General features: G+C 61.5%; 13 protein-coding genes. 10 read left to right on the forward strand and 3 right to left on the reverse strand.

Features of this window, described 5'->3' with window-relative positions; translation table 11 throughout:
• The first annotated feature begins 96 nt into the window (after positions 1-96).
• Positions 97-1,503 carry an amino acid permease gene (locus ACW9IB_RS04935; protein ID WP_457412582.1) on the forward strand — a complete coding sequence of 469 codons (1,407 nt, stop codon included), beginning with the start codon at positions 97-99 and terminating at the stop codon, positions 1,501-1,503.
• Here the strand turns inward: ACW9IB_RS04935 and ACW9IB_RS04940 are convergent.
• Positions 1,449-2,339, reverse strand: coding sequence for a LysR substrate-binding domain-containing protein (locus tag ACW9IB_RS04940; RefSeq protein ID WP_457365893.1), 891 nt, complete (start codon positions 2,337-2,339; stop codon positions 1,449-1,451). The two genes, ACW9IB_RS04935 and ACW9IB_RS04940, sit on opposite strands and share 55 nt — an antisense overlap.
• A gap of 174 nt (positions 2,340-2,513) precedes the next feature.
• Between ACW9IB_RS04940 and ACW9IB_RS04945 the strand changes: the two genes are divergently transcribed.
• The 5 genes from ACW9IB_RS04945 (at position 2,514) to ACW9IB_RS04965 (ending at position 7,550) form a co-directional block, all read left to right on the forward strand.
• Complete coding sequence (locus ACW9IB_RS04945; RefSeq protein ID WP_457412583.1) at positions 2,514-3,278, forward strand: sulfite exporter TauE/SafE family protein; 765 nt, start codon at positions 2,514-2,516, stop codon at positions 3,276-3,278.
• 124 nt (positions 3,279-3,402) lie between these two features.
• The gene (locus ACW9IB_RS04950) at positions 3,403-3,993 is read left to right on the forward strand and encodes an NAD(P)H-dependent oxidoreductase (protein ID WP_457365891.1); all 591 of its coding nucleotides are present in this window, start codon (positions 3,403-3,405) and stop codon (positions 3,991-3,993) included.
• 31 nt (positions 3,994-4,024) lie between these two features.
• Entirely contained in the window at positions 4,025-4,921 is an 897-nt protein-coding gene (locus tag ACW9IB_RS04955) for a LysR substrate-binding domain-containing protein (RefSeq protein WP_457412585.1), read from the forward strand.
• A 103-nt stretch (positions 4,922-5,024) separates the two neighbouring features.
• Complete coding sequence (locus tag ACW9IB_RS04960; RefSeq protein WP_457412587.1) at positions 5,025-5,918, forward strand: NAD-dependent epimerase/dehydratase family protein; 894 nt, start codon at positions 5,025-5,027, stop codon at positions 5,916-5,918.
• Between the two features lie 186 nt (positions 5,919-6,104).
• Positions 6,105-7,550, forward strand: coding sequence for a SulP family inorganic anion transporter (locus ACW9IB_RS04965; protein WP_457412589.1), 1,446 nt, complete (start codon positions 6,105-6,107; stop codon positions 7,548-7,550).
• On the opposite strand, the gene ACW9IB_RS04970 is transcribed toward ACW9IB_RS04965, so the two are convergent.
• Positions 7,551-7,943, reverse strand: coding sequence for a lysozyme inhibitor LprI family protein (locus ACW9IB_RS04970; RefSeq protein WP_457412591.1), 393 nt, complete (start codon positions 7,941-7,943; stop codon positions 7,551-7,553).
• Between the two features lie 258 nt (positions 7,944-8,201).
• On the opposite strand from ACW9IB_RS04970, the gene ACW9IB_RS04975 reads away from it, so the two are divergent.
• From ACW9IB_RS04975 to ACW9IB_RS04990, 4 genes are read left to right on the forward strand one after another with little or no spacing between them, the layout of a single operon-like run.
• Positions 8,202-9,551: a GntT/GntP/DsdX family permease gene (locus tag ACW9IB_RS04975; protein ID WP_457412592.1), complete on the forward strand. Its 1,350-nt coding sequence runs from the start codon at positions 8,202-8,204 to the stop codon at positions 9,549-9,551.
• A gap of 12 nt (positions 9,552-9,563) precedes the next feature.
• On the forward strand, positions 9,564-10,424 hold the full coding sequence (locus ACW9IB_RS04980; RefSeq protein WP_457412593.1) for a MurR/RpiR family transcriptional regulator: 861 nt from the start codon (positions 9,564-9,566) through the stop codon (positions 10,422-10,424).
• Position 10,425: 1 nt separating this feature from the next.
• Positions 10,426-11,889, forward strand: coding sequence for an N-acyl-D-amino-acid deacylase family protein (locus ACW9IB_RS04985; RefSeq protein WP_457412594.1), 1,464 nt, complete (start codon positions 10,426-10,428; stop codon positions 11,887-11,889).
• A 29-nt stretch (positions 11,890-11,918) separates the two neighbouring features.
• The gene (locus tag ACW9IB_RS04990; protein WP_457365883.1) at positions 11,919-12,287 is read left to right on the forward strand and encodes a glyoxalase superfamily protein; all 369 of its coding nucleotides are present in this window, start codon (positions 11,919-11,921) and stop codon (positions 12,285-12,287) included.
• Positions 12,288-12,924: 637 nt separating this feature from the next.
• On the opposite strand, the gene ACW9IB_RS04995 is transcribed toward ACW9IB_RS04990, so the two are convergent.
• Positions 12,925-13,788: a methyl-accepting chemotaxis protein gene (locus tag ACW9IB_RS04995; RefSeq protein ID WP_457377542.1), complete on the reverse strand. Its 864-nt coding sequence runs from the start codon at positions 13,786-13,788 to the stop codon at positions 12,925-12,927.
• Positions 13,789-13,809: the final 21 nt, after the last annotated feature.

Here is a 13,809-nt window from a genome sequence, read left to right on the forward strand (position 1 = left end):
GCGTCGGTGCATTTACAACCGCCATCGCAGGCAAGCCAGCTCCCACAGGTTTCAGCGCCAGCAACAACAATCACAATAAGAAAAGGGGCTCACCACGTGACCACGCCAGACACCGGCTTTGCAGAGATCACCCATCGTGAGCAGGGCCTGCGGCGCCAGCTCACTTCCGGCCAGATGAGCATGATCGCCATCGGTGGCGCCATTGGCACCGGACTGTTCATGGGCAGTGCTTACGCCATCGGCTATGCCGGGCCCAGTGTGTTGGTGAGCTACGCCATCGGTGCGTTGATCACCTTGCTGTTGATGGGTTGCCTGGCGGAGATGACGGTGGCCCATTCCACCTCGGGCTCCTTTGGAGCCTACGCCGAGTTCTACATCAGCCCGCTGGCCGGCTTCCTGGTGCGCTATGCCTATTGGGCGGCGATTGTGTTGGCGGTGGGGGCCGAGGTCACGGCGGTGGCGATGTACATGAAATACTGGTTCGCCAACGTGCCGGAGTGGGTGTGGATCGTGTCGTTTTCCAGCGTGTTGATCCTGCTCAATGGGATCAGCGTGAAGACTTTCGGCAACTTCGAATACTGGTTTTCCACGATCAAGATCAGCGCCATCGTGGGCTTCATCCTCCTCGCCGTCTACGTGGTGTTCGGCTCGGGCAACCCGGAGTATGGCGTGCAGAACTACACGGCCCACGACGGCTTTTTCCCCCATGGATTGAGCGGTATGTGGATCGCGGTGATCGTATCGATCTTCAGCTACCTGAGTGTGGAGATGATCGCCGTGGCCGCCGGTGAAGCTGCCGACCCGGAGCAGGCCGTGAAGAAGGCCTTCCGCGCCACCATCGTGCGCCTGGTGGTGTTCTACCTGTTGACCCTGGCGCTGATGCTGGCCATCGTGCCGTGGAACCAGGCCGGGCAGGCTCAGAGCCCATTCGTCACGGTGATGCAGACGCTGGGCATTCCCGGTGCCACCGGGGTGATGAATTTCGTGATCCTGATCGCGGCCCTGTCGGCCATGAACAGCCAGCTCTACATCACCACGCGCATGATGTTCAGCCTGTCCCGTGCCGGTTTTGCGCCCAAGGCCATGGGTGCCTTGAGCAAGCGCGGCATTCCGCTGAACGCGTTGGTGCTCTCCAGCTCGGGCATTGCCCTGGCGACCTTGCTCAACGTGGTTTACCCGGAAAGCTCATTCACGCTGATGATGGCCATTTCCATGTTTGGCGCGATCTTCACCTGGTTCATGATCTTCCTCACGCACTGCTTCTTTCGTCGTTACCGCAAGCGCCATGGCGGGCCGCAGCTGTCGTTCCAGCTGCGCCTGTTTCCCTACAGCACGCTGTTGGGTCTGGTGTTGATGGGCGCGGTGATGATCACCACGTATTTCACCGAAGCGTTCAAGATGACCCTGGTGTTTGGGGTGCCGTTCCTGCTGATTCTGTCGGCGGTGTATTACGGGTTCTTCCGCAAGGGCAGGGCCAGGGCGTCGAACAAGGCTTTGGCGTAACCCGGCAACTGTTCGAATGCGCGCGCGCAGAGCAGCAGCTTTCGGCAGGCCCAGTCTTCTTGCAGGGAGTGGACCTTGAAACGCTGTGCCAGCGGCCAACGCGCCAGTGCCGCCTGGGGAACGATCCCCAGGCCTGCGCCGCCTGAAACCATGCGGATCAACCCGTCAAAGCCCTCGGCGCGGATGCGCGTTTGCAGGCGAAAGCCTGCGTGCAGGGCCTGTTCTTCCAGGTAGACCGTCAAGGCGCTGCTGGCGGTCAAGCCGACGAAATCGTGGTGCAGGCTGTCGATGAAACTGCCGTGGGTGAATGGATGATCCAGTGGTGCAATCAGCACCAGCGGGTCATCGCGAAAGGGCAGGGTCTGCAAACCCTGGGTGTCCACTGCGTCGGAGATGATCCCCAGGTCCGCCGTGCCCTGGCGCAGGGCCTGGGTGATGCGCAGGCTGGGCAGTTCCTGGAGGTCGATTTCGAGGTTGGGATGTTGGCGCAAAAAGTCGGCCAGCAGCTCCGGCAGGTATTCGCTGAGTGCCGTGGTGTTGCACAGCAGGCGCACTTGGCCTTTGACGCCATTGGCATACTCGGCCAGGTCCTGTTGCAAGTGTTCGGCCTGTTGCAGCAGCAGACGCGCGTGACGGGCCAGGGCCTTGCCCGCCGCCGTGGGCGTGACGCCCCGGCGATTGCGCTCCAGGAACTCGATGCCCAGTGACGCTTCCATCGCGCGGATGCGGGCACTGGCGGCGGCCAGGGACAAGTGGCTGCGCGCTGCGCCGGCGGTGATGTTGCCGGCGTCGAGGATGTGCAGGTAAAGGCGCAGGTCGATCAGGTCAAAGTGCATGGTCGGGTTTCTCGGGTGACTGGAATGGCCTCATCGCAGGCAAGCCAGCTCCCACATACATCAAATGTGGGAACTGGCTTGCCTGCGATGACGTCTTTAGCCTCATGCAAAACAAGAGGCTGCCTCAGTATATGGCGAATTTTCGATCCCATCGAAAAGCGCCACAATCGGCCCATGAATACCTTCCTGGCGTTTTACCAAGACATTGGCCCAGCCCTGACTTTGCTGGTGATCGGCACCTTCCTGCTGGCCGGCGCCGTCAAGGGGGTGATCGGCCTGGGCCTGCCCACCGTTGCCATGGGCTTGCTTGGCCTGGCTATGCTCCCGGCGCAGGCTGCGGCCTTGCTGATCATTCCGTCCACAGTGACCAACCTTTGGCAGTTGGCGATCGGCGGGCATTTGGGCGCGCTGCTCAAGCGGCTATGGCCGATGCTGTTGCTGATTTTCTTCGGGACCGGGCTGGGTACGCTGGGGCTGGGCATGAACGGCGCCACTTGGGTGGTGCATGCCCTGGGCGCAGCCTTGCTGCTGTACGCGCTGAGCGGGTTGTTCCTGCCGGTGCTCAAGGTCAAGCCTGCGGCCGAGCGCTGGCTGGGTCCGCTGTGTGGGCTGATCACCGGGATCATTACTTCGGCGACCGGTGTGTTCGTGATTCCGGCGGTGCCGTATCTGCAAGCCCTGGGCTTGAACCGTGATCAATTGGTGCAGGCGCTGGGGCTGTCGTTCACGGTATCGACCCTGGCGCTGGCGGCTGGATTGGCCTGGCGTGGAACCCTGGGCGGTGGCGAAATCAATGCGTCCCTGTTGGCACTGTTGCCCGCGTTGCTGGGCATGTGGCTGGGTCAGGCAGTGCGTCAGCGCATCAGCGCAGTGTTGTTCAAACGGGTGTTTTTCATCGGTATGGCGGTGCTGGGGGGGCATCTGTTGATTAGTGGCTAAAATCAAAAGTACGGCGCTATTCGTGCTTTTTGATCAAAGGTGTTTTGCCGTGCCCCTGCTTATTCCGCAGGGGCAATGCCGATAGCCTGCCTCCAGAAATTTTCAACCTTCTGGATACCCTCCCATGAAAAAAGTACTCCTGCTCAACGGCGGCAAACAATTCGCACACTCCGACGGCCGCTACAACACCACGTTGCATGACGCCGCCGTGGCCCTGTTGGACCGCGCGGGGATCGACGTCAAAGTCACCCATATCGACCAAGGCTATGACGTGGCCGAAGAAGTCGCCAAGTTCCTCTGGGCCGACGTGGTCATCTACCAGATGCCCGGTTGGTGGATGGGCGCGCCGTGGATCGTCAAGAAGTACATGGACGAAGTGTTCACCGAAGGTCACGGCAGCCTCTATGCCAGCGATGGCCGTACCCGGTCCGATGCGTCGCAGAAGTACGGCAGCGGCGGCCTGATCCAAGGCAAACAGTACATGTTGTCCCTGACCTGGAACGCACCGCAGCAAGCCTTCGATGACCCGACCGATTTCTTCGAAGCCAAGGGCGTGGACGCGGTCTACTTCCCGTTCCACAAGGCCAACCAGTTTCTGGGCATGACCGGCCTGCCGACCTTCTTGTGCGTTGACGTGATGAAGCGCCCGGCCATCGAGGCCGACGTGGTGCGTTACGAACAGCACCTGGCGCAGGTGTTCAGTTTCTCGGTGTAAGCTGCTACCCACCGAATACAGAGGACTGCCCGTGAAAGCCCGATCCGATGAGCTACAGATCTTCGTCAGCGTGATTGAGTGCGGCTCGATTTCCGCTGCGGCGGAGCAGGTCGGGCAGACGCCGTCGGCGGTGAGTCGCACCTTGTCGCGCCTGGAGGCCAAGCTCGACACCACGTTGATCAACCGCACCACGCGGCGCATGGACCTGACCGAAGAGGGCAAGTATTTCTTCGAGCAGGCCAAGGTGATCCTGGCGCAGATGGACGAGCTGGAAGAGCGCCTGTCATCCCGTCACAAAAAACCGGCGGGGCGGCTGCGCATCAACGCCGCCGTGCCGTTCGTGCTGCATGGCTTGATCCCGTACATCGCCGAGTTTCGCAGCCTCTACCCGGATATCCAGCTGGAGTTGAACAGCGATGACCTGATCATCGACCTGCTGGAACAAAGCACCGACATCGCGATCCGCATCGGCGTCCTGGCCGACTCCACCTTGCACGCGCGCTCCCTCGGGTGCACGCCGCTGCATATCCTCGCCAGCCCTGAATACCTCAAGCAATACGGCACGCCGACCAGCGTGGCCGAGCTTGCGCAGCATACCTTGCTCGGCTTCACCCAGAGCGACACGCTCAACCACTGGCCGCTGCGCCATGTGGAAGGCGACCGCTGGCTGATCCAGCCGAGCATCGCGGCCTCCAGCGGCGAAACCGTGCGCCACTTGGCGTTGGAGGGGCAGGGCATTTGCTGCCTGTCGAACTTCATGACCATCGCCGATATCGAGGCCGGGCGGTTGGTGCCGGTTCTGGAGGCGTTCAACAGCGGTTATCGCCAGCCGATCCACGCGGTGTTTTATCGCAACTCGCAGTTGGCGTTGCGCATCCAGTGCTTCCTGGACTTCATTCAAGCCAAGCTGGTGCGCTATGCCTGCTGATTCGTGACTATCGCGCAAGACTGATTTGGGCGATGAGGGCTTATTCGGTGGCGCATGGGCCTTGATACTGGGCCCATCACTTACCCAGTCAGGAGAACCTTCCATGAACGTATTCGTTACCGGTGCCGCAGGTTTTATCGGCGGTTCCATCGCCACCGGTCTGGTCCAGGCCGGCCACCGTGTCACCGGCCTGGTGCGCAGTGCCGAGCAAGCAACTGAAATGACCGCTCTGGGCATCACCCCGGTGATCGGCACGCTCGACGATGCCGGCGTATTGACGGAGCAGGCGCAGCAGGCCGATGCGGTGATCAATGCCGCCAGCAGCGATCACCGTGCAGCCGTGGAAACACTGCTGGCGGCATTGAAAGGCTCGAACAAGCCGTTCCTGCACACCAGCGGTTCGAGCATCGTCGGGGACGCGTCGGGTGGTAAATCCAGCGACGTGATCTACTTCGAAGACAACCTGCCGGAGCCAACCGTCGACAAAGCGGCGCGCGTGGCCATCGACAACCTGATCCTCGCCGCTGCGAAAGACGGGGTGAACTCGGCAGTGATCTGCAACACCCTGATCTACGGTCACAGCCTGGGCGTGAAACGCGACAGCGTGCAACTGCCGCGCTTGCTCAAGCAGGCGCGCAAGAGCGGCGTGGTGCGCCATGTGGGCAGCGGACAGAACATCTGGTCCAACGTGCACATCGAAGACGTGGTGGCGCTGTACCTGCTGGCGCTGACCAGGAATGTACCGGGCACGTTCTACTTTGTGGAAAGCAGCGAAGCCTCGTTCGTCGATATGACCACCGCGATTGCCCAGGCCCTGAACCTCGGCCAGCCACAGGATTGGCCACTGGCCGAGGCGGAAGCCGAGTGGGGCTATGAAATGGCCAACTACGGCCTGGGCTCCAACAGCCGGGTGCGTGGCAAGCATGCGCGTGAATTGCTGGGCTGGGCGCCGAAGCGGGCGTCGGTGGTGGAGTGGATTCGCCACGAGATGATTTGATGTTCGCTTGAGACCGGGGGGCTGCCATCGCAGGCAAGCCAGCTCCCACATTTTGAACTGTGAACACGGTCAAGTGTGGGAGCTGGCTTGCCTGCGATGCAGGCGACGCGGTTTTCAACGCTAGCCGCAACCCCTTCAATTCCGTACCATTCCCCGCCTCATCCCCCGCATTACCCTGGTACCCCCATGAACCTCACCCGTCTGCGCGCCGATGCCCTGGCCGGGCTCACCACGTCTTTTGCGTTGCTGCCCGAATGCATCGCCTTTGCCCTGGTGGCCCACCTCAACCCGCTGATGGGGCTCTATGGCGCGTTTATCATCTGTACCCTCACGGCGTTGTTCGGCGGCCGGCCGGGCATGGTCTCGGGTGCCGCCGGTTCGATGGCGGTGGTGATCGTCGCGCTGGTGGTGCAACACGGTGTGGAATACTTGCTGGCGACGGTGTTGCTGGGTGGGTTGATCATGATCGCCTTCGGCCTGCTGCGATTGGGCAAACTGGTGCGCATGGTGCCGCATCCGGTCATGCTCGGCTTCGTCAATGGCCTGGCAATCATCATTGCCCTGGCGCAACTGGAGCATTTCAAAAGCGGTGAGGCCTGGCTCAGCGGCACACCGATGTATGTGATGGTCGGGTTGGTCGCAGCAACCATGGCCATCGTGTATGTGTTGCCACGTCTCACCAAAGCCGTGCCGCCGGCGTTGGTGGCGATCCTCGGCGTGGGCCTGGCGGTGTACCTGCTCGGTCTGCCCACCCGCACCCTCGGCGACATGGCGCACATTGCCGGAGGCCCGCCGACCTTTGCCTTGCCGCAATTGCCCTGGACCCTGGAAACCCTGGGCATCATCGCGCCCTATGCGTTCCTGATGGCCATGGTCGGCCTGCTGGAAACCCTGCTGACCTTGAACCTGACCGACGAAATCACCGAGACCCGTGGCTACCCCGACCGCGAAAGCGTGGCCTTGGGCGCCGCAAATATGGTCTCGGGCTTGTTTGGCGGCATGGGCGGATGCGCGATGATCGGGCAAACCGTGATCAACCTCAGTTCCGGCGGGCGCGGGCGTTTGTCCGGGGTGCTGGCGGGGGTGATGATCCTGCTGTTCATTTTGTTTCTGTCACCGCTGATCGAGCGGATCCCGCTGGCGGCGCTGGTGGGGGTGATGTTCGTGGTGTCCCAGCAGACGTTCGCCTGGGCATCGTTGCGGGTGATCAACAAGGTACCGCTCAACGATGTGCTGGTGATTGCGGCGGTCACCGTGATCACGGTGTTCACCGACCTGGCCACGGCGGTGCTGTGCGGGATCGTGATCGCGGCGCTGAATTTCGCCTGGCAACAGGCGCGCGAACTGTATGCCGATGAGCATCTGCAAGCCGACGGCAGCAAGCTCTACCTGGCTCATGGCACGCTGTTTTTTGCCTCGACCACACCGTTTCTCAACCGCTTCGACCCAGCCAACGACCCGGCGCAGGTGACCCTGGACTGTCGTCATCTGCGCTTTGTCGATTATTCGGCGATTGCTGCGCTGATGACCCTGCGCGAACGCTATGCCAAGGCAGGCAAGCACCTGCGTGTGCTGCACTTGTCCGAGCGCTGCAAGAAACTGCTCAAGCGCGCCCGGGTACAGCACGACTGATCACAGTGGCAGCAGGCTTTCCAGCTCGGCAGCACGGGTCTGGGTCATGTCCAGCACGCAGGCGGCGCCGTTGACCTGATCGATGGTGCCGCCGCTGGCCGAGCCCATGAAGCCGCAGTTGGCGTCACGGTATTTGATCCACAGGCGCTGAACGTTCTGCAATTGCTGCTTTTTATCGCCTTGCTGAAGCTTGATAGCGGCCTGGTAGGCCTTGTTCAGTCGCGCGTCCTGCACCTTGGTTTCGTTGACGTTGCAGGTGACCATCGCGGCCGTGGTGTTGGCGCCATCCAGGCATTTGGTCAGTGCCGGGTTGTCGGCGGCCGACGCGGTACCACTCAGGCCCAGGAACAGGGCGCTGGCGATGAAAGGAACAAGCAGGGATTGACGATTCATTGTTGGTTTTCCTGGTTGGAGGGTGGACGACAGTGCGTCCGCCTTCTATGACTGGACCTGTCGTTTCTAGTTTCAGCGCCGCTTGAATTTCATGTAAGAACGCCCTTCGAATTTTCATGCACGGCTGTCGCACATATCCCACTGCGACAGGGCGTGTCTGTGCGCGAAAATTACTTTCATGAAAATTGAAAAACTACCTCGGTAATGATTTATGAGTTTCACAACCAATTCGACGTGACCCTTTCCGAGGAGTACCGCATGGCCGCATCACCGGGCTTCGGGCTGTTGGCATACGCTGCCATCGCCATCATTGCATTGATCGTGCTGATTGCACGTTACCGGCTCAACCCGTTTATCGTCATCACGTTGGTGTCCATCGGGCTTGCGCTGATGGCCGGGATGCCGGCGGACACCATCATGGGTTCCTACGAGGCGGGGGTCGGCAAGACCCTGGGGCATATCGCGCTGGTGGTGGCGCTGGGCACCATGCTCGGCAAGATGATGGCCGAGTCCGGCGGTGCCGAGCAGGTGGCGCGTACGCTGATCCAGCGGTTTGGCGAGCGCAATGCGCACTGGGCGATGGTGTGCATCGCCTTCCTGGTGGGGCTGCCGCTGTTTTTCGAGGTCGGTTTTGTCTTGCTGGTGCCGATTGCCTTCACTGTGGCGCGCCGCGTGGGCGTGTCGATCCTGATGGTCGGCTTGCCGATGGTCGCCGGTTTGTCGGTGGTGCACGCGCTGGTGCCGCCACACCCGGCGGCGATGATGGCGGTGCTGGCGTACAACGCGTCCGTGGGACAGACCGTGCTGTATGCGATCCTGATCGGGATTCCCACGGCGATCATTGCCGGCCCCGTTTACGCCAAATTCATCGTGCCGCGTATTCAGTTGCCGGCGGAAAACCCGCTGGAACGCCAATTTATCGAGCGCGAGCCGCGTACCCGTCTGCCGAGCTTCACGCTGACAATGGGCACCATCCTGCTGCCAGTGGTGCTGATGATGATCGGCGGTTGGGCCAATGTGATCTCCACGCCGGGCACCGGCTTTAACCAGTTCCTGTTGTTTATCGGCAACTCGGTGATTGCGCTGCTGGTAGCCACGTTGGTGAGTTTCTGGACGCTGGGCCTGGCCCAGGGTTTCAACCGTGAGTCGATCCTCAAGTTCACCAACGAATGCCTGGCGCCGACCGCGAGCATTACGTTGCTGGTGGGGGCAGGCGGCGGTTTGAATCGCATCCTGGTGGATGCCGGTGTGACCAACGAAATCCTGGGTCTGGCCCATGCTTTCCATCTGTCGCCGCTGGTGATGGGCTGGCTGTTCGCGGCGTTGATGCGGGTGGCCACGGGGTCGGCGACGGTGGCCATGACGACTGCATCCGGCGTGGTGGCACCGGTTGCGATGGGCCTGGGTTATCCACACCCTGAATTGCTGGTGCTGGCTACCGGCGCGGGTTCGGTGATCTTTTCCCACGTCAATGACGGCGGCTTCTGGCTGATCAAGGAATACTTCAATATGACGGTGATCCAGACCTTCAAGACCTGGACCGTGCTGGAGACCCTGATTTCCGTGGTCGCTTTCGGTCTTACTTATGGTTTGTCGTGCATTTTGTGATTCGGAGACCCCATGGACATCCTCTACCAGATCCGCGCCCGCCAGGACGCCTTCAGCGCCGGTGAGGGGCGCATCGCCAGGCTGATGCTCGATGACGTGGGCTTTGCCGCGTCGGCCAGTCTGGAAGCGTTGTCTCAACGGGCCGAGGTCAGCACGGCAACCCTGTCGCGTTTTGCCCGCAGTGTGGGTTGTCGGGACTTGCGCGATTTGCGCCTGCAACTGGCCCAGGCCAGCGGCGTGGGCAGCCGCTTCCTGGACCCGGCGGGGCTGCCGGAGCAATCGGCGTTTCATCGGCAGATTCTGGGCGATATCGAGGCGACCCTGCGTCAGCACTTGTCGGGGTTCAATCAGGCAAGTTTTGCCGATGCCGTCAGCCTGCTGGGCAAGGCGCGGATGATCCACGCGTTTGGCATGGGCGGCCCGTCGAGTATGTGCAGCGATGAGTTGCAGGTACGCCTGGTGCGCCTGGGTTATGCCATAGCCGCCTGCCATGACCCGGTCATGATGCGGGTCACCGCGGCGACGCTGGGGCCGGAACATGCGCTGATCCTGTGTTCCTTGACCGGCCTCACCCCCGAGCTGCTGAACGTGGTGGAGCTGGCGCGCAACTATGACGCGCGCATCATTGCCATCACCCTGGCCGATTCGCCTCTGGCGCGATTGGCGGACGTAGTGCTGCCGCTGCAACCGGCCGAAACCAGTTTTATCTACAAACCGACCGCCGCGCGCTACGGCATGCTGCTGGCCATCGACCTGCTCGCCACCGAACTGGCGCTGGCGTTGCCGGACGCCAACCAGGAGCGTCTGCGCCGGATCAAGCTGGCCCTGGACGATTATCGCGGCGGCCCCGACAACCTGCCGCTGGGAGACTGATATGAAGTACGACACGTTGATCCGTCAGGCGCTGATCATCGATGGCAGCAACACGCCCGGCTACGTGGCTGATGTGGGCTTGCTTGATGGGCGCATCAATACGATCGGCGACTTGTCTGCGGCGACGGCGACGGACGAAATCGACGCCCGTGGCCGCGTGCTGGCGCCGGGGTTCATCGACGTGCACACCCATGACGACACCGTGGTGATCCGCCAGCCGCAGATGCTGCCCAAGCTCAGCCAGGGCGTGACCACGGTGATTGTCGGCAACTGTGGCATCAGTGCGTCGCCGGTGACGTTGCGCAGTGATCCGCCGGACCCGATGAACCTGTTGGGCAGCGCTTCGGCATTTGTCTACCCGCGCTTCAGCGATTATCGGGCGGCTGTCGAAAAGGCTCATCCGGCGGTCAACGTCGCTGCGTTGATCGGCCACACGGCGCTGCGCAGCAACCATATGGACGACCTTCATTGCACGGCTTCAGCGGATGAAATCGCCGCCATGCGTGTGCAGTTGCAAGAGAGTCTCGAAGCCGGTGCCCTCGGTTTATCCACCGGCCTGGCCTACGCCAGCGCTTTCAACGCCGAGACCGACGAGGTGCTGCAACTGAGTGAAGCGCTCACCGCGTTCGGCGCGGTGTACACCACCCATTTGCGCAGTGAGTTCGAACCGGTGCTGGAGGCCATGGACGAGGCGTTCCTGATCGGTCGGCATGCCAAGGCGCCGGTGATCATTTCCCACCTCAAATGTGCCGGCGCGGGCAACTGGGGGCGTAGTCCGCAGTTGCTGGCATCGCTGGAGCAGGCGGCGAAAACTCATCCGGTGGGCTGTGACTGCTACCCCTATGCGGCCAGTTCCTCGACCCTGGATCTCAAACAGGTGACCGATGCGTTTCGGATCACCATCACCTGGTCGACGCCGCACCCGGAAATGGGCGGGCGCGATTTGCAGGACATTGCCGCCGAGTGGGACGTTTCGCTGATGGACGCCGCCCGCCGGCTACAACCTGCGGGGGCGGTGTACTACGGGATGGATGAGGCGGATGTGCGGCGTATCCTCGCGCATCCGTTGTCGATGGTGGGCTCGGACGGGTTGCCGGAGGATCCGTTCCCGCACCCCCGCTTATGGGGCGCGTTCCCACGGGTACTCGGCCATTTCAGCCGGGATGTGGGGTTGTTTCCACTGCACACGGCCGTACACAAGATGACCGGCTTGTCGGCGGCGCGATTTGGCTTGGCCGAGCGTGGCGAAATCCGTGAAGGGCACTGGGCTGACCTGGTGTTGTTCGACCCGGTACGCGTGCGCGATGTGGCCGATTTCAAGGCGCCGCAGCGAGCCGCGGAGGGCATTGACGGGGTGTGGGTCAACGGCGTGTTGAGCTACCGCGACGGGCAGGCGAACGGTCAGCGGCCAGGTCGGTTCCTGGCGCGCAGCGGGGATTTGCGGCGTGGGTTTTCGTCTCTATAGTGAGCGTTCTCAAAAACGGAGCGGTTGCCATGCACTTAGGAAAAGTCATCCCCATCCTGCGGATTTTCGACGAGGCCAAGGCCTTGGAGTTTTACGTCGATTTCCTGGGATTCAAAGTGGATTGGCAACATCGTTTCGAGGCGAATTTCCCGCTGTATCTGCAAGTGTCCTTGGGTGAATGCGTACTGCATTTGAGTGAGCACCATGGCGATGCGTCGCCGGGCGCGGCGGTGCGGATTCAGGCGCAGGGTGTGGACGCGTACCAGCAGCAGTTGCTGAGCAAGGATTACCGTTATGCCAAGCCCGGGGTCGAAGAAACGCCTTGGGGCTCGCGTGAGATGAGCATCAAGGATCCGTTCGGGAACCGGGTGGTGTTTGTCGAGGAAGGCGAGGGCTGAGGGGAAATCCCAGGCAATAAAAAACCGCCTTGATAGGGCGGTTTTTTTGCAAACCCAGTTAGTGGCTGGGGTTGCTGTCTCAAAGATGCGTTGACCCGCAGGCCGATACTACCGCCGGTCATTTTATCGCGCAAGGTTGGGCGATGGTCGGCACCGATAACCTTAAACGTTTCATGATGTCGATTTTCACTGCAAAAGTTTGCAATAACTCTTCGACTCAGATACTGGATATTTGACCAATGTCTGTCACACCTTCATGGCGTATTTTGGTTAGGCTTCACCCTGTTCTGCGTTTGTTGCTTTTAGGTGAGTCGGGCACGCGCGCGCGAGTTTTTGGACTGATCGCCACGGGCTAGTAATCCGTGCCGGATTAATGCGAGAAGCCCACTAGCCCGGCCGCCTCAAAGATGCGATGACCCGCGTCCAAAGGCCCACATGTTCCGGTAAGTGCGCTGGAGGTAAGGCCTAACTCACGGAGGGCCGAGTATGTCTAAGTTTGCACGACGTACGTGGAACCTCGTAGTGAACTGCCTGCGTGCTTATCACGTCTGGAAGTTCCTGCGGGACAGCTTCGATGACCGCTAAGGTCTGAGAAGTGGAGCCGCCCCGGTTTAGGCCGAGGCGGCTTTTTGGTTTGTCAAACGCGGAAATGGCTGACCATCTGCTGCAACTGGCTGCCCAGACGCGCCAGCTCCACGCTGGACTTGGCCGTCTCGTCACTCGCAGTGGCGGTCTGCTCGGACACATCGCGCACGTTCACGATACTGCGGCTGATTTCTTCGGCCACGGCACTTTGCTGCTCGGCGGCTGCGGCGATCTGCTGGTTCATCGACTGGATATTCGACACGGTGCGGGTGATGTTTTCCAGGGAGGCGCCGGCCTTGCGCGTCAGCTCGACGCTGCTGTCGGTGAGGCTGCGGCTGTTGTTCATCACAGTGGCCACTTGCTGCGTGCCGTTTTGCAGACCGGCCACCAGGCCTTCGATTTCCTCGGTGGATTTTTGCGTGCGTTGGGCCAGGCCACGGACCTCGTCGGCGACCACGGCAAACCCACGGCCGGCTTCACCGGCACGAGCCGCTTCGATGGCGGCGTTGAGGGCCAGCAGGTTGGTCTGCTCGGCCACCGCCTTGATCACGTCCATCACGCTGCCGATCTTGTTGCTCTCCTGCTGCAGGTGCGTCATGGCATCGGTCGAGCGCGCCACTTCGTCTGCCAGGCGTTCGATCTGGGCGATGGCTTCGGCCACCACCTTGTCGCCTTCGCGGGCCTGGCCGTCGGCATCGGAGGCGGCTTGTGAAGCCTGTTCAGCGTTACGGGCCACTTCCTGCACGGTGGCGGTCATTTCATGCATGGCGGTGGCGACCTGATCGGTCTCGACTTTCTGGCTGTTCACGCCGGCACTGGTCTGTTCGGTCACGGCCGACAACTCTTCAGCGGCGCTGGATATCTGCATCACGCCATCGCGAATTCCGCTGATCAGTTCACGCAGGGTCGTGCCCATGCGTTGGATGCCTTGTTGCAG

The organism is Pseudomonas sp. SDO524_S393 (genome assembly GCF_054071875.1).